Genomic DNA, 26,333 nt, shown 5'->3' on the forward strand with positions numbered 1-26,333 from the left:
GTCTAATCTCCGCATGGATAGCGGAGAAAACCTCTACATCTGGCAGGCCGGCGACTGGCCGCGATGGCGCTACGACCTGTCGGCCCTGGTCCAGCCCCTGGCCGATGTCAGCCGCTCGCAGGGCACCTTGCTGGGCCGACTGGCCGACGTGGGGCTCGCGCTGCGCGACCAGGCCAGCCTGGCGGCGCTGACCGACGACGTGGTCAAGACCAGCGAGATCGAGGGCGAGCTGCTCGACGTGGCCTCGGTCCGGTCGTCCATCGCGCGTCGGCTCGGGCTGGACATCGGCGCGCTGGCGCCCGTGGACCGGCATGTGGAAGGCGTGGTCGAGATGGTGCTCGACGCGAGCGCGCGCAGCGGCGAGCCCTTGACCGCCGAGCGCCTGTTCGGCTGGCACGCGGCGCTGTTCCCGACCGGCTACTCGGGCCTGTCGAAGATCGCCGTGGGCCGCTGGCGCGACGACGCGGCCGGTCCGATGCAGGTCGTCTCGGGCCCCGGTGAACCGGCGCAAGGTCCACTTCGAGGCGCCGCCGGCGGACACGCTGCCCGCGCAGGTGGACGCTTTCCTGGCCTGGGCCAACCGCGAGACGGACGAACCCGCCCTCCTCAAGGCGGGCCTGGCGCACCTGTGGTTCGTCACCCTGCATCCTTTCGACGATGGCAATGGCCGCATCGCGCGCGCCGTCGGCGACCTGTTCCTCGCCCGCGCCGATGGCGCGGGGCAGCGCTTCTACAGCCTGTCGGCGCAGATCCAGCGCGAGCGCAAGGCCTACTACGACATCCTCGAGCGCACGCAGAAGGATTCGCTCGACGTCACCGCATGGCTGGCCTGGTTCCTCGGCACGCTGGGCCGGGCCACCGCCAGCGCGCAGCTCACGCTCGACGGCGTGCTGGCCAAGGCGCGCTTCTGGCAGCGCTGGGCCGGCACGCCGATGAACGAGCGCCAGGCGAAGCTGCTCAACCGCCTGCTCGACGGCTTCGAAGGCAAGCTCACCAGCAGCAAGTGGGCCGCCATCGCGAAGTGTTCGCCGGATACGGCGCTGCGCGACATCACGCAGTTGCTGGCGCTGGGGGTGCTGAAGAAGTCGGCGGGGGGTGGGCGCAGTACCGGTTACGAGCTGATGGACGCCTGAGCCTCAACGCGCACCCGCGGCCCGTTTCCCGCTCGCCGTGGCCGGCAGCCGCTCGTCGCGCGCGAACATCTGCGCCACCAGCTGCCGCAGCCACACGTTGCCCGGATCCGCATGCTGGCGCTCGTGCCAGTGCAGCCGCACCGAGTAGGGCGGGAACGCGATCGGCGATTCGAGCACGCGCAGCTTCTCGCTTTCCGCGAAGGCCTCGCCGAGGCTGCGCGGCACCACCACCAGCAACTCGGTCTCGGCGACGATGCGCGACACGCCGAGGAAGCTCGGCACGCGCAGCCCGATGCCGGGCTTGATCTTCAGCGCCGCGAGGGTGCGCTCGACGATCGACGGACCGGTGCCCGACATCGTGACGAGGATGTGGCTCTCGGCGAGGAAGGCGCGCTTGTCGATGCGCTGGCGGATGCGCGGATGGCGCTCCGACACCAGGCAGACGAAGCCCTCGTCGAGCAGCGTGCGCTGGAAGAAGCCGGCCTCGAGCTGCGGCATGTAGCCGATCGCGAGCTCGAGCCGGCCTTCCTCCATCAGCCGCGGACTGTCGCTCGAGATCGTCTCGGCCTCGATGCGCACCGCGGGCGCGATCTGCTTGAGCCGGTTCACCAGCAGCGGCAGCATCACCACCTGGCGGATGTCGGTCATGCCGACGCGGAAGACGCGCGCCGAGGCCTGCGGGTCGAAAGCGATGCGCTCGCTCTGGGTCTGCTCGAGCAGCTCGAGCACCTTGCGGATCGAGGGCAGGATCTCGCTCGCGCGGGCGGTGGGCTGCATGCCCGAGGGCGTGCGCGTGAACAGCTTGTCGTCGAAATGCGCGCGCAGCTTGTTCAGCGCGATGCTGGCCGTCGCCTGCGCGATGCCGAGATGCTCCGCGGCGCGCGAGACGCTGCGGGTCTCGTAGACCCGGTCGAACACCGAGAGCCATTCGAGGTCGAGCTTGGACATGGGCGTGTGCGATCGGTCGGAGGACGGAAGGGGCTGGGCGCGGCGCTCGGGCATGCGGCGATGGTTGCCCGCCGCGCGTCCCGCGCCTATTGCAAAACGCAATTCTCAGGAATCGGGCCGGTGGTTTGACGCAGGGGCGGGGCAAATCAACACTTGCCCGAACCCTTCGACACACCATGCCCGACATCTTCAAACGACACCTGTTCAAGGCCGCCGCCGCTTCGGTGGCCATGGCCGGCGGCCCGGTCGCCGGCACGACTCGCCACGAAAGAACCGCCATCGTCCTCGTGCACGGCGGCTGGCACGGCGCCTGGTGCTACGAGCGCCTGCTGCCGCTGCTCACGGCCGGCGGCGCCGTGGCCGTGGCGCGCGACCTGCCGGGCCACGGGCTCGGCGCGCGCTTTCCCGCCAGCTACGGCCGGCCCGGCCAGGAGGCCGCTTTCCTCGCCGAGCGCTCGCCGCTCGCGGGCGTCGGCCTGGGCGACTACGCCGACAGCGTGATCGCCACCATCGACGCCCTGCGCGCCGCTGGCCATCGACGCGTGGTGCTCGCGGGCCACAGCATGGGCGGCATCGTGCTCCATGCGGTGGGCGAGCGCGCGAGCGAGAAGATCGCGGCGCTGGTCTACATCGCCGGCAACATGCCCGGGCCCGGCGTGCCGATCGGCGCGTACTTCGGTCTGCCCGAAGCGGCCTCCGCGCGCGTGAACCCCGTGCTGCTCGGCGACCCGGCCACCACGGGCGCGTTCCGCATCGACCCGCTCGCCACCGGTGGCGCCTACCGGGCCGCCTTGCGCGACGCCTTCTACAACGACGCCACCGATGCCGACGCGGCGGCGACGCTGCACCTGCTGTCGCCCGACATGCCGTTCGCACCCATGACCACGCCGATCGCTCTGAGCGCGCGCCGCTGGGGCGCGATCGAGCGCCACTACCTGCTCTGCCTGCGCGACAACGCGGTGCCGCCGTCGCTCGCGCGCCGCTTCATCGCCGATGCCGACGCGTTCGTGCCCGCCCACCGCACGCGCGTGCACGAACTCGACAGCGGGCATTCGCCCTTCCTCACGGCACCGCGGGCGCTGGCGGACCTGCTGCTCGGCATCGCCGCGTCGGCCGCGAGGGAGCACCGCGAATGACGCTCGGTGCCGTGCTCGACGCGATCGAACTGACCACGCCCCAGCCCGCGCTGGCGGCCGATTTCTACGCGCGCGCCCTGCGCTGCCGAGACGCAGCCCGCGGGCGGGAACGGGCTGCGCTGCGTGGCGCCGCAGCGCGTGCTGGCGCTGCGCGAGGGCGCGCCCAACCAGCTCGCGCAAAGCCGCTTCCGCTTCGCCGACGAGGCCGCGCTGCGCGCCTATGCCGGGCGCTTCACGGGCCGCGCCTTCGCGCGCTTCGAGGAGACGGGCGCGCCGGGACCACGGCTCCTGCTCGACGATCCCGAGGGCCGGCGGCTGTGCTTCATCGCCGGACCGGCACCGGCCTCGTCGCCCGGCGATCGCGCCGAGGCGCGGCTGCAGCACTACGCGGTGCGCACCCCCGACCCCCGAGCGCCTTGCGCGCTTCTATGCCGACGAACTGGGCTTCGTCGTCTCCGATTTCGTGCGCGATGCCGAAGGCGTGCTGCGCGCCGCCTTCCTGCGCACCGACCACGAGCACCATGCGCTCGCGATCTTCCATGCGCCGCAAGTGCGCTTCGACCATTTCTCCTGCGAGACCAGCGACTGGGAGCGGCTGCGCGACTGGGCCGACCACATGGCGGGCGAGCGCATCGCGCTGGTCTGGGGCGTGGGTCGGCACGGGCCGGGCAACGACACCTTCTTCATGGTGGCCGATCCCGACGGCAATCTGGCCGAGATCTCCTGCGACCTCGAGTCCTGCCCCGAGGACCGCGAGCCCGGCCTCTGGCCGCACCACCCGAGCACGCTGAACCGCTGGGGCATGGCGATCATGCGGAGCTGAGCGGCGTGCGGACTTCCAACGACTCCCCAACCCTGCGCGCCGACGTGCTGATCGTCGGCGCCGGCCCCGTGGGCCTGATGCTCGCGAACCTGCTGGCCGGCCATGGCGTGCGCACGCTCGTGATCGAGCGCAACCAGGCCACCGTGCGCGAGCCGCGCGCCGTGACGCTCGACGACGAGAGCCTGCGCACGCTGCAGTCGGCCGGCCTTGCCGACGCGGTGGTGCGCGACCTGGTGCTCGGCTATGGCGTGCAGTACTTTTCCTGGCGCGGCAAGCCCTTCGCGAGCATCCAGCCGACGCGCCAGGAGTACGGTTACCCGAAGCGCAATGCCTTCAACCAGCCGCGGCTGGAGCGCACGCTGTGCGAGGGCCTCGCGCGCTTCGCGGACGATGCGCGCGTGCTGTTCGGCCACGCGCTCGAGTCCTTCGATGACGAGGGCGACGGCGGCGGCGTGCGCTGCCGGGTGCGCGGCCCCGCGGGCGAGCTGCGCGTCGAGGCGCGCTGGCTGGTCGGCTGCGACGGCGCGCGCAGCCGCGTGCGCGAGCTCTGCGGCATCCGGCTGCAGGGCGACACCCATGCCGAGCGCTGGCTCATCGTCGACCTGGCCGAGCGCACCAGCAGCCTGCGCCATACCCAGACCTTCTGCGATCCGCTGCGCCCCGCGATCCGGCTGCCCGGACCGCACGGCACGCTGCGCTACGAATTCATGCTGCATCCGGGCGAGGACGATGCCTTCGCGCTCGACGAAGCGCGTTTTCGCGGCTGGATGGCCGCGCGCCATCCCGAAGACCGCGCGCTGCCGCTGGTGCGCAAGGCGGTCTATACCTTCCATGCGCGCGTGGCCGAACGCTGGCGCCACGGCCGTGTGCTGCTGGCCGGCGATGCCGCGCACCTCACGCCGCCGTTCGCGGGCCAGGGCCTCAACAGCGGGCTGCGCGATGCCGCCAACCTCGCATGGAAGCTCGCGGCCGTCACGCGCTGGGGCCTGCCCGAGGAACTGGTCGACAGCTACGAGACCGAGCGCCGCCCGCATGCGCAGGCGCTGATTCGCATGGCACTGCGCATCGGCGCCTTCATGCAGCCCAAGAGCCGCGCGGGTGCGGCCGCGATGCAGACGCTGCTGCGTGTCGCCTGCCTGATGCCGCCGCTGCGCGACTACGTGCTGCAGCTGCGCTTCAAGCCCAGGCCGCGGTTGCGCGACGGCTGGTTCGAACTGCACCAGCCGCTCGACCGGCCGGCCTGCCGTCCCGAACTGCTGCCGCAGCCGATGGTCGATCTGCCCGACCGCTCGCTGTGCCGGCTCGACGACCTGCTCGGCACCGGCTTCGCGGTGATCGGCTGGGATTCGCCGGCCTTCCGCGCCCGCGCCCGCTCGCTGGCACCGCCCGGCGTGCCGTTGCGCGTGGTCGCGCTGCGCCGCGCGCGCGAGGATTTCCTGTCGTTCGCGGCGAACCCCGAACTGGCGCAGGCGCGCGACGGCAGCGGCGCGCTCGATGGCTTCCTCGACGCGCTGCAGGCCGAGGCCCTGGTGCTGCGGCCCGACCGCTACTGGTCGCGCGTGGTGCCCATCGGCGAACTCGGCGCGGCATCGGCACGGGCACCCCTTTTCCTGAACTCCATCGAAAGCACTCCATGAAATTCTTCAGCTACAGCATCGAAGGCAGTGCCTCCTACGGCCTCGAGGTTTCCGGCGGCCTGCTCGACCTCGGTCGCCGCTTCGCGCCCGAATGGCCCACGCTCAAGGCCTTGATCGCGGCCGATGCGCTCGCGCGGGCCGCCGCCCTGCGTGCGGAGGCGCCCGACCTGCGCTTCGACCAGGTCGCGCTGCTGCCGGTGCTGCCCGATCCGGGCACCATCGTCTGCATCGGCCTCAACTACGAGGAACACCGCGCCGAGACCGCGCGTCCGGTCGCGCCGCATCCGACGGTGTTCCTGCGCATCGCCGAATCGCTGCAGGCGCACGGCGCGCCGCTCGTCATTCCGCGCGAGTCGTCGCAGTTCGACTACGAGGGCGAGCTCGCGCTGGTGATCGGCAAGGCCGGCCGCCGCATCGCCGAGCACGAGGCCTGGGCACACGTCGCCGGCGTGAGCTGCTTCAACGACGCGAGCGTGCGCGACTGGCAGAACCACACGCATCAATTCGGGCCCGGCAAGAACTTCCCGCATACCGGCGCCTTCGGCCCGGCGCTGGTGACGCTCGACGAACTGCCGGTCGACCGCGTCGTTTCCGTCGAGACGCGCGTGAACGGCCGCGCGCTGCAGCAGTCGTCCACCGACCGCATGATCTTCCCGGTGCCCCGGCTGCTGGCTTACGTGTCGACCTTCATGACGCTGCAGCCCGGCGACGTGGTCGTCACGGGCACGCCGGGCGGCGTGGGTGCGAAGCGCCAACCGCCGCTGTGGCTGGCCGAAGGCGACGAGGTGGAAGTCGAGATCGGCCATGTCGGCGTGCTGCGCAACCGCTGCGCGAAGGAGGCCGCATGAAGGAGCCGCGGCGCATCGAATCGGTGCCGGGCCGGCCGGCGCGGCGCGTGCTCGAGGCCGACCTCTGCGTGGTCGGCGCCGGCGCCGCCGGTGTCTCCGCGGCGGTGGAGGCGGGCCGGCTCGGCTTGCGCGTGGTGCTGGTGGACAGCCTCGCGCAGATCGGCGGACAGTCGGTCAACGGCTTGATCGGCACGCTCTGCGGTTTCTTCTCGATGGGCGATGCACCCTACCAGCTGAGCTACGGCTTCGCGGCCGACGTGCTGGCGGACCTGCAGGCGGCCGGCGCGCTCGCATGGCGCCCCGGCCGGCGCAGCTTCGTGGGGCTGTACGACGAGCACGAGCTCGCCGGCAGCTATGCCAGGCACCTGCGCGCCGCGGGCGTGGAGGTGGTGCTCGGCGCGGTGCTGGCCGAGGCGCAGCGCGAAGGCGATCGGCTGCGGCGCATCGATGCCTGGACCCGCCATGGGCCGCTGTCGGTGACGGCGCGCTGCTTCGTCGATGCCAGCGGCGATGCCGCGCTCGGCGCGCTGGCCGGCGCCACCTTGCAGCAGGCCGAGCTGCCCGTGTATGGCACCCGCATGTTCTCGATCGCCGGGCTGGGCCGGCCCGTGCCCACGCGCGCCGCCGTGATCGAGCGCCTCGAGCAGGCCGCGCCGCGCTACGGGCTCGCGCGGCGCGACGGCTTCGTCTTCGAGTTTCCGGGCCGCGACCTGTGCCTGGTCAACCTCACGCATTTCCAGACCCCGCTCGATGCCGTGGCGATGTCGCGCGTGGCGCTCGAGGCGCGCAGCGAGATCGACCGCGTCATGGCCTTCCTGCGCGGCGAGTTCCCGCAGGCCTTCGGCGGCGCGCGCATCCAGTCGGTGGGCCAGCCTGGCGTGCGGCAGACGCGCGGCATCGCGGCGCTGCGCACGCTGTCGACCGCGCAGGTGCGCAGCGGCGAACGGTTGCCCGACGCCATCGGCCGCTGCGCCTGGCCGATCGAGTTCCATGGCCGCGAGGAGGGCGTGCACTGGGAGACCTTCGGCGACGAGCACATCACCTGGATTCCGCTGGGCGCCATGGTCGCGCGCGATCTGCGCAACCTGGTCGCGGCCGGCCGCTGCGTCGATGCCGAGCCCTTCGCGCTCGGCGCGATCCGCGTGATCGGGCCCTGCATGGCGATGGGCGCCGCGGCCGCGGCGGCCGCCTTCCTCGGCGGCGACGACCTGCACGCGCTCGACGTGGCGAAGGTGCAGGCCCTGGTGGCGGACAACCTCGAGCGCCGCGACCCCGGCCCCGCGGCCTGAAGCGGCACCGGGCCGCCCGGCTTCCATTCAATTGCCCGCCGCCGGCACGTTCACGAAGCGCTCCACGTCGGGCAGCTTCGCGAGCATGCCGTTGTCGCGCATCAGCTCGGCCGTCTTGCGGATCTGCGCCACCTCGATCTGCGTGGGCATCGGCGGCAGGTTGATCTGCTGCAGCACCGGCATCGGCAGCTTCGTGAAGTCCGACACCACCTGCAGCGCCTCGGGCGAACGCAGGTTGGCGTTGTACCAGTCGATGCCGCGGCGCAGCGCGCGCGTGAACTTGCGCAGGTTCTCGGGATGCTGCGCGGCGTACTTGCCGGTGGTCAGGTACTGGCCCGCGTCGGCGCCGGGCTGCACCTCGTTGAAGGGCGAGCCCACCACGGCCAGTTCGGCATGGCGCGCCGCGGCGCTCTTGAAGGGCTCGACCATGAAGGCCGCGTCGACGTTGCGCCGGCGCACCGCGTCCTCCATCTGCGGGAACGGCACCTCGCGGAAATTCACCTTCGCGGGATCGCCGCCGCGCGCCTTGACCCAGGCACGCGCATAGAGCCACACGATGCTGTTGCGGTTGTTGACGCCGATCGACTTGCCCTCGAGGTCGGCGCCGCTCCTGAACGTTTCGCCCTTGCGGCCCACCATCTCGGTGGTGGGGGCCTGCGGCTGCATCTTGGCGCCCGGTGCGATCGCCTGCACGTCCAGTCCCTGGTGGAAGGCCAGCAGGCCCGACACCGTGTTGCTCTGCGCGATGTCGTAGGCCCCGCCCACCAGGCCGGGAATGCCGACGGCGCCGCCGGCCGAGGTGCTGGTGTCGACCTCCAGCCCTTCCTGCGCGAAGTAGCCCTGCCGGATCGCGACGATCACGGGAACGCAGTCGATGATGGTCTGCACGTTGACGCGGACCTTGGCGAGTTCGGCGGCCTGCGAGGCGCCGCCGCAGAGCGACGCGCAGGCGAAAGCCAATGCGGTGAAAGCATTCTTCATGGGGAGCTCCGGAGTGAGGGAAAGAGGAAGCGCGTTTCAGGCGCGGCCGTGCCAGGGCAGCGCGGTCTTCTCGAGGCGCAGGATCGCGCGGTTGAGCGCATAGCCCGCGAGCGACAGGCACAGCACGGCCGCGTACATGGGCGCGGGCTGCATCGCGTACTGGGCCTGCACGATGAAGTAGCCGATGCCGCTGGCGCCGGCGACCATCTCCGCGATGATCGCCACCACCAGCGCGATGCCCAGGCTGGTGCGCAGCCCCGCGAAGATCGCGGGCAGCGCGCCGGGCAGCACCAGCTTGCGCAGCGTGGCGGCGCGCGACAGGCGCAGGGTGCGCGCCGTCTGCCGCAGCACCGGACTGCCGTCGCGCACCCCGGCCACGGTGTTGATCAGCACCGGAAAGAAGCTGCTGAAGGCGACGATGAAGATCTTGAGCGCATCGCCCACGCCGAGGAACAGGATCAGCGGCGGCACGATCGCGGAGATCGGGATCGGCCGCAGGGTTTCGACCAGCGGGCTGAAGATGCGCATCAGCAGCGGCGACAGGCCCAGCAGCAGGCCCAGCGCGATGCCCGCCGCGCTGCCTGCTGCATAGCCGACCAGCATGTAGCCCAGGGTATTGCCCAGCAGCGCGGGCAACTCGCCGGACCACAGGCCGTCGCGCAGCGCGGCCAGCACCGCGGTGAATGGCGGCCAGTTGAGGCTGTCGACCCAGCCGAGGCGGGCCGAGGCTTCCCACAGCGCCAGCAGCGCGATCACCAGCGCGATGCCGGAGGCGGCGCGCGCGAGGCGCGGCAGAACGCGCAGGGAGGAAGAGATGTGCGACGCGGTCATGGCGGCCTCAGGACAGGTGGGCGCGCCATGGCAGCGCGCGGCGTTCGGCCCATTCGAAGGCGCCGTTGAGCAGCAGGCCCAGCAGCGCCAGCACCACCAGCCAGGCGTACATCTTCTGGATCTGGAACGCGCGCTGCATGTCGAGGATCAGGAAGCCGACGCCGTTCTCGCCGGCCAGCATCTCGGCCACCACCACCAGTGTCAGCGCGAGGCCGAGGCTCACGCGCATGCCGGTGGCCACCATCGGCAGCGCGGCCGGCAGCACCACCCGCAGCACCGTCGCCCGGCGCGACAGCCGCAGCGTGCGCGCGGTATCCAGCAGCACCGGGTCGACCCCGCGCACGCCCTGCACGGTGTTGATGAGCACCGGAAAGAACGCGGCCAGCACCACGATGAACAGCATGGTCTGCAGGCCGATGCCGAGGAACAGGAACAGCGGCGGGATCAGCGCAGGCTTCGGAATCGGCCGCACCAGTTCCACCAGCGGCTCCATCAGCGCATGCACGGTCTCGCTGCGGCCCATCGCGACACCGAGCGCGATGCCGCAGGCACAGGCGATGAGGTAGCCGGTGGCCATCAGCGCCAGCGTGCGCGCGATCGGCTGCGCCAGCGCGTCGTCGCGCACCACGTCCACGAGCGTCGCCAGCACCACCGACGGCGCCGGCAGCAGCACCGGGTTCAGCGTGCCGCCGCGGCCCAGCAGTTCCCAGGCCGCGAGCACGCCCACGACGGCGAGCGTGCCGGGCAGCCAGCGTTCGACGAGGCGTGCGCGGCTCATGGCCGCGGCTCCCGTCCGAGCAGCCGTTCCATCAGCGTGTGCCGCAGTTCGAGGAAGCGCGGCAGCTCGCGCGTCTCGATGGCGTCGCGCGGATGCGGAATGCGGGTCTCGACGATCTCCTCGACCACCGTCGGCCGCTTCGAGAGGATCGCGATGCGGTCGGCCAGGAACACGGCCTCGTCGACGTCGTGCGTGACCAGCACCACCGTCAGCCCGCGTTGGCGCCGCAGCTCGAGCACCAGCGCCTGCAGTTCGACCCGGGTCAGCGCATCGACCGCGCTGAAGGGCTCGTCGAGCAGCAGCACGCGGGGCTCGGCGGCGAGCGCGCGCGCGATCGCCACGCGCTGCTGCATGCCGCCCGAGAGCTGCCATGGATAGTGCTTCTCGAAGCCCGCGAGACCGACCAGGCCCAGGTACTCGGACGCGCGCGCATGGACCTGCTGGCGGGTGAGGCGGCGGTCGGCCTCGAAGGCCAGCGCCACGTTGCCCGCGACGCTGCGCCAGGGCAGCAGCGACTTGGTGTACTGCTGGAACAGGTAGACCATGCCCTCGGGCGGCTCGGTCACCGGCCGGCCGCGAAACAGCACCTCGCCCGCGCTCGGCGCCAGCAGGCCCGCGACGATCTGCAGCAGCGTCGACTTGCCGCAGCCCGAGGGGCCGAGGATCGCGAGGAACTCGCCCGCGCGCACCTCGAGCTCGATGTCGCGCAGCGCGGTCAGCGCGGCGTCGCCGCTGCCGAAGCGCCGCGCCACGTGGGCGAGCCGGATGCCGTCGGCTCTTGGTGAATCGGGCGTGGAATGCGTGGGCGGCGGCGCGGTGCCGGTGGTCCGCACCGCGCTCAGCTGGAAGTTCTTCATGGCAGGGCCTGTGGTTCGAGGGTGTGCACGGCGCTGCCCGGCTTGGCACCGGGCGCGTCCTGTTCTGGGGGGTGTTGCAGCGCCTGCTGCAGTGCCTGGGCCAGCGCGAGCAGGCGCGCGTCGCTGCCGTGCGGCGCATCGAAGGCGATGCCCACCGGCAGGCCGTCGCGTGTGAAGCCCGCGGGCAGCACCACGCTGGGCAGGGCCGCGATGCTCGCGGGCGAGACGTTCTGGCCGAAGGCTTCGCGTGCCGTCATCAGACCGCCCGCGGCCAGCGGTACGGCGGGTGCCGGCGAACGTCGCGCTTCGGGCGCGCTGGCCAGCGGTGCCGCCACGCGCGCCACCGGATGCACGAGCGCAAGCACCGCGTGCTGCGCGAAGTAGCGCTGCAGCGCGCCGCCGAGCGCCATGCGCCGCCGCAGCGCGGCCCGGTAGCCGTCGCGCGCGGCCGAGCTGTTCACGGTTTGCTGCGCGGCATGCAGCGCCTCGTGCAGGTCGGCACCGGCCTCGGCCATCAGCCGGTGCATCGAGACGCCGCCGGTGCGTGCCGCCAGCCAGTCGGGCAGGGCGCGCGCCGACTCGTGACCGATCAGCGTGGGCGCGATGCCGTCGGCGAGCGCGTGCAGGTCCGGCACATCGGCCTCGACCCAGCACACGCCGTGCGCGGCGAGCCGGCGCCGCGCGCGCTCGAACGCGCGCTCGACCTCGGGCTCGAGCCGCGACAGGTAGTAGCGCGGCGAGAGCGCGAGGCGCACGCCCGCGAGGCTGCGCGGCGGCGCCTGCGGCGGCTGGCCCGACATCACGGCGTCGAGCAGCGCCAGGTCGGCCGCGCTGCGCGCGATCGGACCCACCGTGTCGAGCGTGTGCGACAGCGGCACCACGCCCTCGGTGGGATAGCGCCCGACCGAAGGACGGAAGCCCGCCACCCCGCACAGCGCCGCGGGAATGCGGATCGAGCCGTTGGTGTCGCTGCCGATGGCCGCGGGCACCATGAATGCGGCGACCGCCGCGGCGCTGCCGCCGCTGCTGCCGCCGGCGATGCGCTGCGGCGCGTGCGGATTGCCGACCCGGCCGAAGTGCGGGTTGTCGCTGGTCCAGCCCATCGCGAGCTCGTGCATGGTGTTCTTGCCGAGCAGCAGCGCGCCTTCGGCATAGAGCCGTTCCGCCACGCCCGCGTCGCGCGCACCGGTCGTGGCGCGCGCGCCCGCCAGTGCCGCGGTGCCGGCCGTGGTGGGCAGCCGCTCGCTCGCGATGTTGTCCTTGAGCGCCAGCGGAATGCCGTGCAGCTGGCCCAGCGGCTGGCCGGCGGCGCGCGCGCCAGGTCCGCCTCGCGCGCCGCCGCGAGCACGGCCTGGTCGTCGATGGCGCTGAAGGCGTTGAGCCCGGCGCCCGCATGGCAGCGCGCCAGCAGCGCCGCCGCGTAGTCCTCGGCGCGCAGCGCGCCGTCGCGCAGCAGCGAGGCCGCCTGCACCAGCGTGAGCTCGTGCGGCGCCCCGGGTGGAGCGTCGGATGCTTTCATCGCGCCGTCCCTCGGTGCCTCAGGCACCCCAGATCACCGCGCCGTTGGCGTCGACCCCGATCTCGCGCGGACCGCCCGAGGTGGCGCCGCCGGTGGTGGCGCTTTGCGCCACGCCCTGGATCGCGATCGCGCGGGCGGGCTTGCCGGCGGTGCCGGCCAGGCGCTTGCGCTTGAGGGTCTGGTTCGGTTCCGAGTGGTAGTAGCGCTCCACCGCGTCGAGGTCGGGGAACTCGATCACGATCAGCCGCTTGGGATGCCAGTCGCCCTCGATCGGGCGGTAGTCGTTGCCGCGCACGAGAAAACGGCCGCCGGCGGCCACCACGTGCTCGGTGACCTCGCGTTCGTACTCGGCCAGGCTGGGGCCGTCCTCGACGTCGAGTTCGATCACGAAATAGGCGGTCATGCGGGGGTCCTTGAATCTGTATGCGGCGCTGCCGCGGGGGTGTGATTCAAGTGTCAGCGTCGTGAAAAGCAGCGTCAAACCGCCGCGGCGATACGGCGAATAGGGAAACGCAATAGGCGGAACGCGTGCGGTGCGGCATCCGCGCGACACGCCATGCAACAGGCAACCCAAGCCCGCGCGCTGCGGCTATCCTCCGCCGCGCGAAAGAACAACACTGGAGGAGATGAAATGACGATGACCGGTATTCGGAGGTGGGGACTCGCGAGCGTGGTGGTGCTGAGCGGCTGGCTGGCCGGTTGCGCATCGATCACCCATGGCACGGAACAGACCGTGAAGCTGGAAACCCGCACGGAGGCGGGCGAGGTCGTGACCCAGGCGGACTGCCAGATGTCCAACGACAAGGGCACGGCCAGCGCGCCTTCGGGCGTCGAGACCAAGGTCCGCCGCTCGGGCGGCAATCTGATGGTGCGTTGCACGCACCCGAACCATCCGGCCGCCGTGGGGCAGGCCATCTCGCGTGCCAACGTGGGCATGGTGGGCAACATCATGATCGGCGGGCTGATCGGCGTGGCGGTGGACGCGGGCACCGGCGGCGGCTTCAGCTATCCGAGCTGGATGCAGCTGGTGTTCGGCCAGGAACGGCTGTTCGACCGCATCGAGAACCGCGGCGACGGTCCGACCCCCGGCACCTTCGTGCGGGCGGCGCAGGACCCGCCGACCGGGCAGCCCGTTGCCGCGGCACCGCCATTGCAGGCGGCGCCGCTCGCGGCGGCAGCGCCGGCGACGAGTCCGCCGCGCGTCGCGGCGGCACCCGTGCGAACGGCGCCGATCCAGTCCGCGCCGCCTCCTGCGGTGATGGAACCTGCTTCACCACTCAATATCGCGCGCGCGGAAGATTTCGCGCGGCAGCGCAGCTGCCATGCGGCGCCGCAGGCCAGCTTCGTGGGGCGCGGCACCAACGACGAGACCTTCACCGTTGCCTGCGACAACGGCTATGCCTTGCTCGTCAGGTGCGTTGCCGGCGGCTGTCAGGAAATCCGCTAGCGCGGGCCGGCGAGCGCGTTCCGGCTCTACGCCGAGCGCGCCGACGCGGGCACTCGCGCCCCTCCGTCGGCCACCAGCGCCGCACCCGTCACGAACGACGCCTCGTCGCTCGCGAGGAACAGGCACGCGGCCGCCATCTCCTCGGCCGAGGCCATGCGCCCGAGCGCGATGCGCGCCACGGTCCGTGCATGCGCGGCCTCCTCGGAGATGCCGTGCCCGGCCGCGAGGTCGCGCATCTCCTGCCGGCTCATCGGCGTGTCGACCCAGCCGGGGCACAGCGCGTTGACGCGCACGCCGCGCGGCCCGTAGGCCTGCGCGGCCGAGCGCGTGAGCGCGACCACGCCGGCCTTGCTGGCGGCGTAGCTCGCCATGCCGGCGCCGGCATTGAAGGCCGCTACCGATGCGATGTTGACGATCGCGCCGCCGCCCTGCGCGACCATGACCGGCAGCACCGCGCGCTGGCAGCGCATGGTGCCGCCGAGGTTGACCTCGTGCAGCCGCCGCCAGTCCTCGTCGTCGATGTCGGCCGCGTCGTCGTTGCGCACGATGCCGGCGCAGTTCACGAGCACGTCGATGCGGCCGAAGGCCGAGATCACCGCGGCCACGGCCGCGCGCACGGCGGCGTCGTCGGTCACGTCGCAGTCGAGCGCGGGGCCGTCGCCCACCGGTTGCGGCCGCGGCCAGCCGGCGACGGCGACGCGCGCGCCCTCGCTCGCGAAGCGCGCGGCCACCGCGGCGCCGATGCCGCTCGCGGCGCCGACGACGAGGCAGGCCTTGCCTTGCAACCGTCCGCTGCTCATGCCTGCTCCGCGAAGAAGGGACTCTCGGGCAGGGTCGAGCCGCCGTCGACCACGAGGGTCTGCCCGGTGATGTAACGCGCGGCGGGGCTCGCCAGGAAGCGCATCGCCAGGGCGATGTCCTCGGGCCGGCCCAGCTCGCCGATCGGGATGTGGCGCGCGATGCGCGCGGCCTTCGCGGGATCGGACAGCAGCGAGCCGCCCTGCTTGGCGATGTAGCCGGGCTCGACGCCGTTGACGGTGATGCCCTCGCGTGCGTACTCGAGCGCGGCGCTGCGGATGAAGCCGTTGACGCCGGCCTTGCTGGCCGCGTAGTGGGCGCTGCCGGGCATGGCGACGCGCGGTCCGGTCACGGAGGAGGTGACGAGCAGCCGGCCGCCGCCGCGCGCGCGCAGATGCGGCACCGCCGCCTGCGCGAGCCAGAAGCAGGCCTTGAGGTTCACGGCCAGCGTCCGTTCGAGCTGTTCATCGCTCATGGCATCGATCGCAGCCCAGGGATTGACGGCGGCGTTGTGGACCACCATGTCGAGCGCGCCGAAGACGCGCACCGCCTCGGCCACCGCGCGCTCGGCCTCGTCGCGCCGGCCGATGTCGCAGGCCAGCGCCTGCACGTCGAAGCCGCGCGCGCGCAGCTCGGCTGCCACGGCCTCGCCGGCGCTGCCGGTGCGGTTGGCGATCAGCACCGAGGCACCGGCCTCGGCGAAGGCCCGCGCGATCGCGGCGCCGATGCCGCGCCCGCCGCCGGTGACCAGCGCGACCTTGCCCTGCAGCCCGAAGGGATCGCCGGCACTCATGTGCTGCACTCCCGCGCGAAATCGGCAAAGGCCGCATCGTGTTCGTCGACCTCGCGTTCGGTGGTGCCGGGGCAGCACAGCATCATGTTGTGGAAGGGCGTGATCAGCACGCCGCGGTTCATCATGTAGAGGTGCAGCAGCGCCTCGAGCTCGCCGTCGCGCGTGCGCCGCACGTCGGCGGCGTTGCGCGGCGCGTCGGGGCTAAACAGGGTCTCGACGCGCGCGCCGACCTGGGTCGCGTGCCAGGACAGGCCGGCCCTGGCGATGCTCGCGTTCACGCCATCGGCCAGCCGTTCGGCGAGCGCGAGCATGCGATCGAAGGCCTCGGGCGTCAGCACCTGCGACAGCACCGCGCGCATCACGGCCACGGTGAGCGCATTGCCGGCCAGCGTGCCGCCGAAGCCGGCATGCGCCGACTGGCGCTTGGTGGGATGCAGCTTGGGCAGCACCTGCCACACGCGCTCGGCGGTCTCGGCGCTGAGGCCGAAGGCCGCGGCGGGAATGCCGCCGGCGATGGCCTTGCCGATCACGAACATGTCGGGCGCGAGGCCGTGCGCGCGCGTGTAGCCGCCGGGGCCGCTCGAGATGGTGTGGGTCTCGTCGATGACCAGCAGGGTGCCGGTCTCGCGCGTGAGGCGGCGCAGCGCATCGTGGAAGCCGGGCGCGGGCGCGATCATTCCGTAGTTGGTCATGGCCGGCTCGGCCAGCACGCAGGCCACGTCGCCGGCGCGCAGCGCGCGTTCGAGCGCGGGCAGGTCGTTGAACTCGACCACGGCCGACAGGCGGTCGTGCGGGAAGCCGTTGGGATGGATGTCGTTGCGCATCGCGACCGCGCCATCGCGCAGCTCGACGTGCGCCTCTTCCACCGAGCCGTGGTAGCAACCCGAGAACACCAGCACGCGCGGCCGGCCCGTGACCATGCGCGCGAGCCGGATGCAGGCGCGGTTGGCGTCCGAGGCCGAGGTCGTGAGGTTCCAGTAGGGCAGGCCGAAGCGGCGCGCGAGTTCCTCGCCGACCCAGGCCGCGTCGTCGGTGGGCAGCATCAGCGAGCTGCCGATGCGCGCCTGCCGCGCCAGCGCCTCGACCACCGCGGGGTGGCCATGGCCGCACATGCCGCCGGTGTCGCCGAGGCAGAAGTCGGCATAGCCGTGGCCGTCGACGTCGACGAAGCGCGCGCCGTAGGGCAGCCTGGCGTCCTGCACGTAGAGCGGCCAGCCGCCGATCCAGCGGCGCATCCAGTGCGAGGGCGCGCCGTAGAGCCAGGCCTGCTGGCCTTGCGCGAAGAGTTCGCCGGATCGCGCATGGGTGCGCGCGTAGCGCTCCTGCTCGGCGCGCATCAGGGCCTGCACGCGTTCGCGCGGCACGGTGGGTTCGAAGGTCGGGGTCATGGTCGTTGCGAAGAGGAAGAGGGAATGCCCAGCAGCGCGAGAGCCCGCGCGTAGCTCGCGGCGGGCTGCATCACGTCGAAGTGCACGCAGCGCAGGCCCGCGCGCTCGGCGCCGGCGATGTTGCGCAGCTGGTCGTCGACGAACACGCAGGCCTCGGCCGGCAGGCCGAGTTCGTCGAGGCACTGCCGGTAGGCGCGCGCATCGGGCTTGAGGATGCCGGTGTGGGTGGCGTCGACCACCACGTCGAAGGCGGCCATGAAGGGCAGGCGGCGGCGGAAGTCGGCGCCGTAGAACAGGTCGAGTTCGTTCGAGAGGATCGCGAGCCTGCAGCCCGCGCGGCGCGCGGCCTCGATGGCGGCGAGCGCCTCGGGCCGGATCGCGGCCTCGGGATCGGCGCCGCGCGCGCGTTGCACGAAGGTCTCCATCGCGTCCCAGCGCTCGCCCACCAGCGCGCCGACCTCGCGGGTGCGCGCCATCCAGTAGTCGCGCTCCGAGAGCTTGTCGGCCTGCATGTCGCGCCACAGCGGATCGCTCGCGAGGTCGAAGGGGCCGCGCCAGGTCAGCGTGCCGCGCGGCAGCGCGAGCGCTTCCTCGGTCAGTGCGTGGGTCTCGAACAGCGTGCGGCTGATGACGCCGCCGAAGTCGAGCACCAGGGCTTGCGTTGTGCTCATGCCGGCCTCCCCGCGGGCACGGTGCCGTCGGCGACCCAGGCATCGAACACCTGGAGGGCGGCCTCGCAGAAGGCGGCGTCGTTGATGTGCGCGTCGAGTTCGATCAGGCGCGTGGCGCCGACGCTGTCGCGCAGCGCGCCGGTGAAGGCGGCCAGGCCCTCGGGATCGTGCAGCGGCTCGCCGGGCCGGTCCCAGCCTTCGATGCCGTGCAGCGGCAGCAGCACACAGGTGGCGCCTTCCGCGCGGGCCAGCCGACTCGCGATCTCGGTCGCCACGCCGCGCCGGAATTCGGGCGCGCTGAGCGCCGAGGCCAGCAGCCGGTTGTGCGTATGGGCCGGCCGGCCTTCGAGGCCCTCGGGCACGGGCTGCCAGGCCGGGAAGTCGAGCATGTCGATGGCGCCCGGCGCCACGATCTGCGGCGTGCCCGCGCGGCCGGCGCCGAGCAGCCGGTCGGGCCCCGCGGTCACGCAGGAGCCGCCGAGCTGGTTCGCCAGTTCCTGCAGGCTGAAGTCCATGACGGCGCAGAAGCGGCCCTCGGCGGCCAGCGCCTCGAAGGCACGACCGCCCATGCCGGTGGTGTGGAACACCGCGACCTCGTAGCCGCGCGCCTCGAGCGCGGGCTTGAGCGTCTTCATGTAGGTCAGCGCGCTCGAGCCCAGCGAGGTCATGCCGACCAGCGGCCGCTCGAAGGCCGGCGCGCGCGCCTGGCGGCAGGCGCCGAGCACCGCGCCCGCGGCCTGGCTCAGGGCCGAGCGGCACAGGCTGTTGAGGCCGTAGAGGCCGCCGGCCCACAGCACCATGATCAGGTCGGGCGGTATGCGCTCGGGCGGCAGCAGATGCGAATAGGCGATGGTCGAGACCACCACCTTCGGCACGCCCAGCGGCAGCGCCTGCGCCACCTCGAGCGCGAGGTCGGTGCCCATGGTGCCGCCGAGCGCGAGCAGGCCGTCGATGCGGCCCTCGGCATGCCAGCGCGCGGCCAGCTTCGCGGCGCCGCGCGCCATCAGGGTCATGGCGCTGTTCTCGTCGCCGCTGGCTGCCACCTCGGCCACGCTGCGGCCGGCGGCCGCGGCCACTTCGGCATTGGTGATCTCGGGCACGAAGGGCGCGCCGTCGAGCACGCCCACGTCCATCACCGCCACGCGGCCGCCGCCGGCCTCGATGCACTCGCGCATGAACAGCAGCTCGGCGCTCTTGGTGTCGGCGGTGCCGATCAACAGGACGGTCGGCACCTTGCTCACAGCGTGGCTTCCACGTCGGCGAAGGCGCCCTCGAGCGCATCGACCATGTAGTCCACTTCCTCGCGCGTGATCACCAGCGGCGGCGACAGGATCAGGTTCGGGCCCGAGATGCGCACCATCAGCCCGCGCCGGTAGGCCGCCTGCGCCACCTTCGCGGCGATCGGGTTGCCGCGCGGCAAGGTGGCGCGCGTGGCCTTGTCGGCCACCATCTCGATGCCCAGCATCAGGCCCATGCCACGCACGTCGCCGACGAAGCTGAACCTGTCGACGAAGGGCCGCACGCGCGCCTGGAGATGCGCGCCCACGCGCGCCGCGTTGCCGGGCACGTCGAGCGCCTCGATCTGGTCGAGCGTGGCGAGCGCCGCCGCCGCCGCCACCGGATGCGCGCTGTAGGTGTAGCCATGGCCCACCGCGGCCTGGCCCGTGGTGTCGTCGAGGAAGACCTCGGCCACCTTGGTGCCGATGGCGGTGGCGCCCAGCGGCACGTAGCCCGAGGAGATGCCCTTGGCCAGGCACCAGAGGTCGGCCCTGACGTTCCACAGCCGCGTGCCGAACAGCACGCCGCCGCGGCCGAAGCCGGTGACGACCTCGTCGGCGATCAGCAGCACGCCGTATTTGTCGCAGATCTCGCGCACGCGCGGCCAGTAGTTGGGCGGCGGCACGATCACGCCGCCGGCGCCCTGGATCGGCTCGGCGATGAAGGCGGCCACGGTGTCGGGTCCCTGGAACTGGATCTCGCGCTCGAGCAGGGTGGCGCAGATCTCGCCGAGCTCCTCGGGATCCTGCGTGTAGGGATTGCGGTAGAGCCACGGCGTGTCGACATGGAAGCAGCCGGGCAGCAGGGGCTCGTAGGCGCGGCGGAAGTTGAGGTTGCCGTTCACGCTCATGCCGCCGAAGTGCACGCCGTGGTAGCCCTGGCGCAGCGCGATGAACTTGTGGCGGTCGGCCTGGCCCCGCAGCTTCCAGTACTGGCGCGCGAGCTTGAGCGCGCCTTCCACCGCGTCGGAGCCGCCGTTGCTGAAGAACACCGCGGCCACGCCGTCGGGCGCCATCGTCTGCACGATGCGCTTCGACAGCTCGATCGCGCGCGGATGCGTGGTGCCGCGGAACACGTTGTAGAACGGCAGCTCGTCGAGTTGCGCCACGATCGCGTCGCGCACCGCCTTGTTGCTGTGGCCGAGGTTCGCGGCCCACAGGCCGCCGACGCCGTCGAGCATCTTGTGGCCGTCCACGTCCCAGATCCAGCAGCCCTGGCCGCGCGCGACGATGTCGGGCTGGCTCTTCTGCATGGCCTGCGGATGGGCCATGGGGTGCCAGAGGTAGCGGGCGTTGTCTTGCTTGAGTGCGTCGATGTCTGTCGTCTTCATGCGGGGACTCCCACGGTGATGGTCTTGAGTTCGGTGTAATGCAGCAGGCCTTCGGCGCCCATCTCCTGGCCGATGCCGCTCTGCTTCCAGCCGCCGAAGGGCATCTCGGGCTGCGAGACGCCGAAGTGGTTGATGCCGACCATGCCGGCCTCGAGCGCCTCGCCCAGGCGGTGCGCGGTCTGCAGGTCGCGCGTGAAGGCATAGGCGCCGAGGCCGTAGGGCAGGGCGTTGGCGGCGGCGATCGCTTCGTCGAGCGTGTCGTACGGTTGCAGCACCGCGATCGGGCCGAAGGGCTCCTGGCGCATCACGCGGCTGTCGTCGGGCGCGTCGGCGATCACCGTGGGCTCGAAGAAGTAGCCAGGCCGCGCGATGCGCCGGCCGCCGCACAGCAGCCGCGCGCCGCGGTCGACGGCGTCGTCGACGAAGCGCTGCATGTCCTCGATGCGCCGCGCGTGCGCGAGCGGGCCCATCTGCGTCGCGGGATCGGTGCCGGCACCGGTGCGCAGCGCGCGCGCGGCCTGCACGAAGGACTCGGCCCATTCATCGAAGCGCGCGCGCGGCAGGTAGAAGCGGATCGGCGAGGCGCAGACCTGGCCCGCGTTGCGGAACTTGGCGGCGATCGAGTTCTTGAGCGCGAACGCGAAGTCGGCGTCCTCGCAGACGATCACCGGCGCATGACCACCGAGTTCGCCCGTGAAGCGCTTGACGTGGCGCGCCGCCTGTTCGCCAAGCAGTTGGCCCACCGCGACCGAGCCGGTGAACGAGACCTTGGCGATCGCGGGATGGTCGATGAGGAACGAGGACACCTCGGCCGGATCGCCGCACACCATGTTGAGCGCATCGGGCGGCACGCCCGCGTCGAGGAAGGCGCGCACCAGCAACATGCAGGTGCCCGGCGTCTCCTCGGCCGGCTTGATGACCACGCTGCAGCCCGCGGCCAGCGCGCTCGCGAGCTTGCGCGTCGGCAGGTTGGCCGGGAAGTTCCACGGCGTGAAGGCCGCCACGGGCCCCACGGGCTGGCGCGTGACCGCCTGCGAGAGGATGCCCTCGACGCGCGGCGGCACCAGCCGGCCGTACAGGCGCTTGGCCTCCTCGGCCTGGAAGTCGACGATGTCGGCCGACAGCGTGACCTCGCGCAGTGCCTCGGCCAGCGGCTTTCCCTGTTCGAGCGTGAGCACCTGCGCGATGGTCTTCGCCCGCTCGCGGATCGTCTGCGCTGCGGTGCGCAGGATGTTGCAGCGCTCGAGCGCGCTCTTCGCGCGCCAGAGCGCGAAGCCGCGGCGCGCGGACTCGGCGGCCTGCGCGAGTTCGTCGCGGCTGGCGAGCGGCAATTGCGCGAGGATGGTTTCGGTGGCGGGATCGACGACGGCGCGCTGGCCGCCTGCGGTCCGCATGCGCCATCGGCCGGCGATGTGCAGGGCGAGTTCGGGATAGTCCATGCCGCGACGATAGGGATCGCACCCCATGCCGCGTTATCGAAAACTGGCAAACCTCGTGCGTGCATCGTGTGATGCATGAACGCGTTCCTATACTGTCCGCGCACTTCATCTCTTCGCTCGCACCCGTGCCCCGTTCACGCAACTCCTCGCCGCCGCGCTCGATCGCCGATGCCTTCGACCTCGAGACCTTCCTGCCGTTCCAGCTCTCGGTGGTCGCCAATCGCGTGAGCCAGTCGGTGGGCCAGGCGATCGCCGGCCGCTTCGCGCTGCAGATCCCCGAGTGGCGCATCGTGGTGGTGCTCGGCAAGTACGGCGCGCTGTCGGCGCTCGAGATCGCGCGCAAGACCAGCATGGACAAGGCACGCGTGAGCCGCGCGCAGCATCGGCTGGTCGACCTCGGCCTGGCCAACATGCACCCTTCCGCCGAGGACCGGCGCAAGGTCATCGTCTCGCTGGAAGAAGAAGGACTCGCGCTCTACCGCGACATGGTGCCGCTCGCGCACGACACCGCGCAGCGGCTGTTCGCGCATCTCTCGGCCGACGAGCGGCGCGTGCTGCAGACCCTCGTGCAGAAGCTGTTCGACAGCACCACGGGCTTCGAGCCCAGCGGCGAGCTCGAGTAGCGGCGCGCCGGCTTGGGGTTTGTCCCAGCACTTTCAGATCGTTGTCAACGAAACAATCTGGTCCGGAGATTGCTTCGGCGCGTGCGTGTCCCACGCCCTGCCGACGCTTCGCCGGACCGCCATGAACTGCCAGACCGCCTCCACCCCCCGCCTTCCCGTCGAGCGCTGGACCTTCACCACGCACGACATCGACGCCTATGCCAGCAGCCAGAGCGGCTGGCACCTGGAGTGCGACATGCTCTCGGGCGGCAGCTTCGCGGGCTTTCTCGACCATGTGCAGCTGCCGGGCCTGCGGCTGGTGCGCGAGACCACCAACCGCGCGCTGCGCCAGCACGGCGAGATGAATCCCGAGTGCTGCGGCTTCGCGCTGACCTGCCGGCAGGAGGGCGAGGCGCGCTTCTCGGGCCAGCGGCTCGACACCGAATCGGTGATGGTCGGGCGCTGCGACGAGCTCGACCTGTGCAGCCCGCCGGGCTTCGAGCTGATGGGTATCGTGGTCGACAACGCGCTGCTGCGCGCGCTGGCCGAGCGCCTCGACGAGCGCGGCCCGCCCGCGTGGCTGGCGCAGCGCGTGGTGCTGCATTTCGACGACGCGACCATGCGCGCGCTGCGCGGCACGCTGCTCGGCGCCTTCGCCGCGCTCGATGCGATGCCCGCGCTGCTCGCCGACCCGACCGCCACCGCGCAGCTGCGCGACGACGTGCTGCTGGCCTGGCTCGAGGCGCTGCCCGAGGACGTGGACCTGCGCGAGCTGCGCTCCACCGAGGCGCAGCGCCGCGTGGTGCGCCGCGCGTGCGAGCTGATGATGGCGCGGCCCGACGAGCCGCTGTCGATGCTCGAGGTCTGCGGCCGCATCGGCGCGAGCCAGCGCAAGCTCAACTACTGCTTCCAGGAAACGCTGGGCCTGAGCCCGGCGCGCTACCTCCGGGCGCTGCGCCTCAACGGCGTGCGGCGCGAACTCAAGCGCCTCGGGGCCGGCTCGGTGCAGGACATCGCGGCCCACTGGGGCTTCTGGCACCTGAGCCAGTTCGCGACCGACTACCGGCGCCAGTTCGGCGAGTTGCCCTCGCAGACGCTGCGTGGCGCCGCGCTGACGCACCACTGAAGGGCCGATCGGCCGACCCCAGGGGAAACCCCGGGGGCCGCGGCAGGCCAGGTTTGCCAATTCTTGATACCCGCTTCGCCGGGCGATCGCTATCGTCGATCGCCATATGTCGTCCTTTCCGTCCACCTTGCCGAGCGCCCGCGCGCTCGCCGCGGCGCTGAAGCGCCGCGAGTTCTCGTGCCGCGAACTGATGCAGGCCTGCCTGGCGCGCATCGACAGCCTCAACCCGAAGGTCAACGCGCTGGTGTCGCTGCAGCCGCCCGAACGGATGCTGCGCGAGGCCGATGCCTGCGACGCGCGGCTGGCGCGCGGCGAGCCGGTGGGCCGGCTGCACGGCTTTCCGATGGCGCCCAAGGATTTCGTCGCCACCGCCGGCATCCCCACCACCATGGGCAGCCCGCTGTTCGCGAACCAGCTCACGCCGCACGACGCGATCATGGTCGAGCGGCTGCGCCGCGCCGGCGCGATCTTCGTCGGGCGCAGCAACACGCCCGAGTTCGGCCTGGGCTCGCACACCTACAACACGGTGTTCGGCACCACGCGCAACGCCTGGAACCTCGAGCGCGCGGCCGGCGGCAGCAGCGGCGGCGCCGCGGTGGCGCTGGCGCTGCAGATGCTGCCCGTGGCCGACGGCAGCGACATGATGGGTTCGCTGCGCAACCCGGCGGCCTGGAACCATGTCTACGGCCTGCGGCCCTCGCTGGGCCGCGTGCCGACCGGGCCCGGCCCCGAGCTGTTCTTCCAGCAACTGGGTTGCGAAGGGCCGATGGGCCGCACGCCCGAGGACGTGGCCTGGCTGCTGTCGGTGCAGGCCGGCCACGATCCGCGCTCGCCGCTGAGCCTGGCCGGCGACGGCGAGGCCTTCGCGCAGCCGCTCGATGCCGAGCTGCGCGGCACGCGCGTGGCCTGGCTCGGCGACCTCGGCGGCCACCTGGCGATGGACCCGGGCGTGATGGCGCTGTGCGAGGGCGCGCTGCGTCACTTCGACACCCTGGGCTGCACGGTCGAGGCGGCCGTGCCCGATTTCGACTTCGACGCGCTGTGGACCGCCTGGCTGCGCCTGCGCGGCTTCATCGTGGCCGGCGCGCTGCAGGGCCTGCATGCCGATCCGGCGCTGCGCGCGAAGCTCAAGCCCGAGGCCCGCTGGGAGATCGAGCAGGGCCAGCGCCTGGCCGTGCCCGCGCTGCACGAGGCCGCCGTCACGCGCACCCGCTGGCATGCCACGCTGCTGAAGCTGTTCGAGTGCTTCGACGTGCTGGTGCTGCCGGCCGCGCAGGCCTTCCCGCTGCCGGTCGAGCTGCACTGGCCGCGCGAGGTCGGCGGCCGTGCGATGGACACCTACCACCGCTGGATGGAAGTGACCATCGGCCCCTCGCTCGCGGGCCTGCCCGCGATGGCGGTGCCGGCCGGCTTCTCGCCCGACGGCGCGACGCGCGGCCTGCCGATGGGCCTGCAGCTGATCGGCCGGCCCGGCGCCGACCTCGAGGTGTTGCGGCTCGCGCACGGCTGGCACCAGGCCGTGCCCTTCGCCGATGCGCGTTCGCCGCTGCTGGCCGCGGCCTGAATTCCGAGAACAGACAACAACCACCCGAGGAGTAAAGCGCATGCGCAGACGTTCGATGATCGGTGCCGGCCTGGCGGCCGGCCTGTCCACCATGGCCGGTTCCGTCCTGGCCCAGGGGCTGGCCGGCAAGACCCTGAACCTGATCGTTCCCTACCCGGCCGGCGGCGGCTCCGACATCAACGCGCGGCTGGCCGCGCCCGAGCTGTCGCGGCTGCTGGGCCAGCCGGCCGTGGTCGACAACGTGCCCGGCGCCAGCGGATCGCTGGGCGTGATGAAGGCCGCCAACGGCGCGGCCGACGGCTCGGTGCTGCTGATGGGCTCGCCGATGGAGCTGATGCTCACGCCGCTCACGCTCGCCAGCGCGCGCTACAAGGCCGAGGACTTCCGCCCCATCGGCATGATGGCCGTGACCTCGATGGTGCTGCTGGCGCGCAAGGACCTGGGCCCGGGCAGCGTCGACGAGCTGATCGCGCAGCTGCGCAAGCCCGACGCGAAGGAGCTGAGCTACGGCAGCATCGGCCCGGGCTCGCTCTACCACCTGCTGGGCGAGCGCTTCACGCAGCAGACCGGCACCAAGATGCTGCACGTGCCCTACAAGGGCTTCGCGCCGATCATCAACGACCTGCTGGGCGGCCAGATCGACCTGGTGTTCGCGCCGCTGGCCGGCAACGTGCCCGACCTGCTGGACGCCGGCAAGGTCAAGGCGCTGGGCATCGCGGCCGCCGCGCCGCACGAGCGCTTCGGCGCCATTCCGCTGATCCGCGCCAGCAAGGGGCTCGACGACTTCGTCTACAGCCTCTGGGCCGGCGCGCAGGTGTCGCAGCGCGTGCCCGAGGAAACCCAGCAGCGGCTGCACGTGGCCTTCAACGAGATGATGCGCAAGCCCGAGCTGCGCCGCGCCATCGAGCTCGGCGGCAGCAAGGTGGCGCCCGAGCAGACGCTGGCCGAGCTGCGCCGCGGCTACCAGGCCGACGTGGAGCGCTACCGCGCGATCGCGAAGTCGGTCAACCTGCGCCCCGAATGAGGGCAGCGGCCACGACCCGCGATTTGCCAGTTTTCGATAACGGCGAGCCGGCGCGCGGAGGGAGGATGCGGCCCTGTCCATCCTCCATCGCCA

25 protein-coding genes and 1 pseudogene are annotated in these 26,333 nt (G+C 72.2%); 12 read left to right on the top strand and 14 right to left on the bottom strand.

Annotation, left to right across the window (positions count from 1 at the left end; translation table 11 throughout):
- Positions 1-13 precede the first annotated feature (13 nt).
- A pseudogene (locus ACHMXE_RS10085) lies at positions 14-1,133 on the top strand (Fic family protein).
- A gap of 3 nt (positions 1,134-1,136) precedes the next feature.
- On the opposite strand, the gene ACHMXE_RS10090 reads toward ACHMXE_RS10085, so the two are convergent.
- Positions 1,137-2,081 (bottom strand): LysR family transcriptional regulator, encoded by a 945-nt coding sequence (locus ACHMXE_RS10090; RefSeq protein WP_208508543.1) that lies wholly within the window; start codon positions 2,079-2,081, stop codon positions 1,137-1,139.
- Between the two features lie 176 nt (positions 2,082-2,257).
- Here ACHMXE_RS10090 and ACHMXE_RS10095 point away from each other — a divergent pair, with 176 nt between their 5' ends.
- The 5 genes from ACHMXE_RS10095 (at position 2,258) to ACHMXE_RS10115 (ending at position 7,814) form a co-directional block, all read left to right on the top strand.
- The gene (locus ACHMXE_RS10095) at positions 2,258-3,217 is read left to right on the top strand and encodes an alpha/beta fold hydrolase (protein WP_395345868.1); all 960 of its coding nucleotides are present in this window, start codon (positions 2,258-2,260) and stop codon (positions 3,215-3,217) included.
- Positions 3,218-3,680: 463 nt separating this feature from the next.
- Positions 3,681-4,040 (top strand): VOC family protein, encoded by a 360-nt coding sequence (locus ACHMXE_RS10100; protein ID WP_395345869.1) that lies wholly within the window; start codon positions 3,681-3,683, stop codon positions 4,038-4,040.
- Between the two features lie 5 nt (positions 4,041-4,045).
- Entirely contained in the window at positions 4,046-5,677 is a 1,632-nt protein-coding gene (locus ACHMXE_RS10105; protein WP_209544395.1) for a bifunctional 3-(3-hydroxy-phenyl)propionate/3-hydroxycinnamic acid hydroxylase, read from the top strand.
- The gene (locus ACHMXE_RS10110; protein ID WP_395345870.1) at positions 5,674-6,525 is read left to right on the top strand and encodes a fumarylacetoacetate hydrolase family protein; all 852 of its coding nucleotides are present in this window, start codon (positions 5,674-5,676) and stop codon (positions 6,523-6,525) included. The genes ACHMXE_RS10105 and ACHMXE_RS10110 overlap by 4 nt, the downstream gene beginning before the upstream one ends.
- Entirely contained in the window at positions 6,522-7,814 is a 1,293-nt protein-coding gene (locus ACHMXE_RS10115) for an FAD-dependent oxidoreductase (protein ID WP_209544391.1), read from the top strand. Before ACHMXE_RS10110 ends, ACHMXE_RS10115 begins: the two co-directional genes overlap by 4 nt.
- 27 nt (positions 7,815-7,841) lie before the next feature.
- Here ACHMXE_RS10115 and ACHMXE_RS10120 read toward each other — a convergent pair whose 3' ends face one another.
- Genes ACHMXE_RS10120 through ACHMXE_RS10140 form a run of 5 tightly spaced genes read right to left on the bottom strand, consistent with a single transcriptional unit; the run spans position 7,842 to position 12,556 of the window.
- On the bottom strand, positions 7,842-8,795 hold the full coding sequence (locus tag ACHMXE_RS10120; protein ID WP_395345871.1) for an ABC transporter substrate-binding protein: 954 nt from the start codon (positions 8,793-8,795) through the stop codon (positions 7,842-7,844).
- A gap of 36 nt (positions 8,796-8,831) precedes the next feature.
- Positions 8,832-9,626, bottom strand: coding sequence for an ABC transporter permease (locus tag ACHMXE_RS10125; protein ID WP_209544389.1), 795 nt, complete (start codon positions 9,624-9,626; stop codon positions 8,832-8,834).
- A 7-nt stretch (positions 9,627-9,633) separates the two neighbouring features.
- The gene (locus tag ACHMXE_RS10130) at positions 9,634-10,404 is read right to left on the bottom strand and encodes an ABC transporter permease (RefSeq protein ID WP_395345872.1); all 771 of its coding nucleotides are present in this window, start codon (positions 10,402-10,404) and stop codon (positions 9,634-9,636) included.
- Positions 10,401-11,261, bottom strand: coding sequence for an ABC transporter ATP-binding protein (locus ACHMXE_RS10135; protein ID WP_395345873.1), 861 nt, complete (start codon positions 11,259-11,261; stop codon positions 10,401-10,403). Before ACHMXE_RS10135 ends, ACHMXE_RS10130 begins: the two co-directional genes overlap by 4 nt.
- On the bottom strand, positions 11,258-12,556 hold the full coding sequence (locus tag ACHMXE_RS10140; RefSeq protein ID WP_395347340.1) for an amidase family protein: 1,299 nt from the start codon (positions 12,554-12,556) through the stop codon (positions 11,258-11,260). The genes ACHMXE_RS10135 and ACHMXE_RS10140 overlap by 4 nt, the downstream gene beginning before the upstream one ends.
- On the opposite strand from ACHMXE_RS10140, the gene ACHMXE_RS10145 reads away from it, so the two are divergent.
- Positions 12,542-12,685, top strand: a complete 144-nt coding sequence (locus ACHMXE_RS10145; RefSeq protein WP_395345874.1) for a hypothetical protein — start codon at positions 12,542-12,544, stop codon at positions 12,683-12,685. The two genes, ACHMXE_RS10140 and ACHMXE_RS10145, sit on opposite strands and share 15 nt — an antisense overlap.
- A gap of 114 nt (positions 12,686-12,799) precedes the next feature.
- On the opposite strand, the gene ACHMXE_RS10150 is transcribed toward ACHMXE_RS10145, so the two are convergent.
- Positions 12,800-13,183, bottom strand: coding sequence for a DUF1330 domain-containing protein (locus ACHMXE_RS10150; protein ID WP_208512796.1), 384 nt, complete (start codon positions 13,181-13,183; stop codon positions 12,800-12,802).
- Positions 13,184-13,411: 228 nt separating this feature from the next.
- Here ACHMXE_RS10150 and ACHMXE_RS10155 point away from each other — a divergent pair, with 228 nt between their 5' ends.
- Positions 13,412-14,227, top strand: a complete 816-nt coding sequence (locus ACHMXE_RS10155; protein ID WP_395345875.1) for a hypothetical protein — start codon at positions 13,412-13,414, stop codon at positions 14,225-14,227.
- Positions 14,228-14,253: 26 nt separating this feature from the next.
- Here the strand turns inward: ACHMXE_RS10155 and ACHMXE_RS10160 are convergent, their stop codons facing one another.
- Genes ACHMXE_RS10160 through ACHMXE_RS10190 form a run of 7 tightly spaced genes read right to left on the bottom strand, consistent with a single transcriptional unit; the run spans position 14,254 to position 21,924 of the window.
- Positions 14,254-15,027: an SDR family NAD(P)-dependent oxidoreductase gene (locus ACHMXE_RS10160; RefSeq protein ID WP_395345876.1), complete on the bottom strand. Its 774-nt coding sequence runs from the start codon at positions 15,025-15,027 to the stop codon at positions 14,254-14,256.
- The gene (locus ACHMXE_RS10165) at positions 15,024-15,818 is read right to left on the bottom strand and encodes an SDR family oxidoreductase (protein WP_395345877.1); all 795 of its coding nucleotides are present in this window, start codon (positions 15,816-15,818) and stop codon (positions 15,024-15,026) included. Before ACHMXE_RS10165 ends, ACHMXE_RS10160 begins: the two co-directional genes overlap by 4 nt.
- Positions 15,815-17,206, bottom strand: a complete 1,392-nt coding sequence (locus ACHMXE_RS10170; RefSeq protein WP_395345878.1) for a transaminase — start codon at positions 17,204-17,206, stop codon at positions 15,815-15,817. The genes ACHMXE_RS10165 and ACHMXE_RS10170 overlap by 4 nt, the downstream gene beginning before the upstream one ends.
- A complete protein-coding gene (locus ACHMXE_RS10175) occupies positions 17,203-17,877 on the bottom strand; it encodes an HAD-IA family hydrolase (RefSeq protein WP_395345879.1) in 675 nt (224 codons plus the stop codon). Before ACHMXE_RS10175 ends, ACHMXE_RS10170 begins: the two co-directional genes overlap by 4 nt.
- Positions 17,874-19,118, bottom strand: a complete 1,245-nt coding sequence (locus tag ACHMXE_RS10180; RefSeq protein ID WP_395345880.1) for a Tm-1-like ATP-binding domain-containing protein — start codon at positions 19,116-19,118, stop codon at positions 17,874-17,876. The genes ACHMXE_RS10175 and ACHMXE_RS10180 overlap by 4 nt, the downstream gene beginning before the upstream one ends.
- Positions 19,115-20,485: an aminotransferase class III-fold pyridoxal phosphate-dependent enzyme gene (locus ACHMXE_RS10185; protein WP_395345881.1), complete on the bottom strand. Its 1,371-nt coding sequence runs from the start codon at positions 20,483-20,485 to the stop codon at positions 19,115-19,117. Before ACHMXE_RS10185 ends, ACHMXE_RS10180 begins: the two co-directional genes overlap by 4 nt.
- Positions 20,482-21,924 (bottom strand): NAD-dependent succinate-semialdehyde dehydrogenase, encoded by a 1,443-nt coding sequence (locus tag ACHMXE_RS10190; RefSeq protein ID WP_395345882.1) that lies wholly within the window; start codon positions 21,922-21,924, stop codon positions 20,482-20,484. The genes ACHMXE_RS10185 and ACHMXE_RS10190 overlap by 4 nt, the downstream gene beginning before the upstream one ends.
- A gap of 125 nt (positions 21,925-22,049) precedes the next feature.
- Here ACHMXE_RS10190 and ACHMXE_RS10195 point away from each other — a divergent pair, with 125 nt between their 5' ends.
- The 4 genes from ACHMXE_RS10195 (at position 22,050) to ACHMXE_RS10210 (ending at position 26,240) form a co-directional block, all read left to right on the top strand.
- Positions 22,050-22,547 carry a MarR family winged helix-turn-helix transcriptional regulator gene (locus tag ACHMXE_RS10195; RefSeq protein WP_395345883.1) on the top strand — a complete coding sequence of 166 codons (498 nt, stop codon included), beginning with the start codon at positions 22,050-22,052 and terminating at the stop codon, positions 22,545-22,547.
- A gap of 121 nt (positions 22,548-22,668) precedes the next feature.
- A complete protein-coding gene (locus ACHMXE_RS10200; protein ID WP_209544364.1) occupies positions 22,669-23,652 on the top strand; it encodes a helix-turn-helix domain-containing protein in 984 nt (327 codons plus the stop codon).
- Positions 23,653-23,758: 106 nt separating this feature from the next.
- Positions 23,759-25,216, top strand: a complete 1,458-nt coding sequence (locus tag ACHMXE_RS10205; RefSeq protein ID WP_209544362.1) for an amidase — start codon at positions 23,759-23,761, stop codon at positions 25,214-25,216.
- 40 nt (positions 25,217-25,256) lie between these two features.
- Entirely contained in the window at positions 25,257-26,240 is a 984-nt protein-coding gene (locus tag ACHMXE_RS10210; RefSeq protein WP_209544360.1) for a tripartite tricarboxylate transporter substrate binding protein, read from the top strand.
- Positions 26,241-26,333 lie beyond the last annotated feature (93 nt).

Source organism: Variovorax sp. UC122_21 (assembly GCF_044056785.1).
In the GTDB taxonomy this organism is placed as follows: Bacteria; Pseudomonadota; Gammaproteobacteria; order Burkholderiales; family Burkholderiaceae_C; genus Variovorax.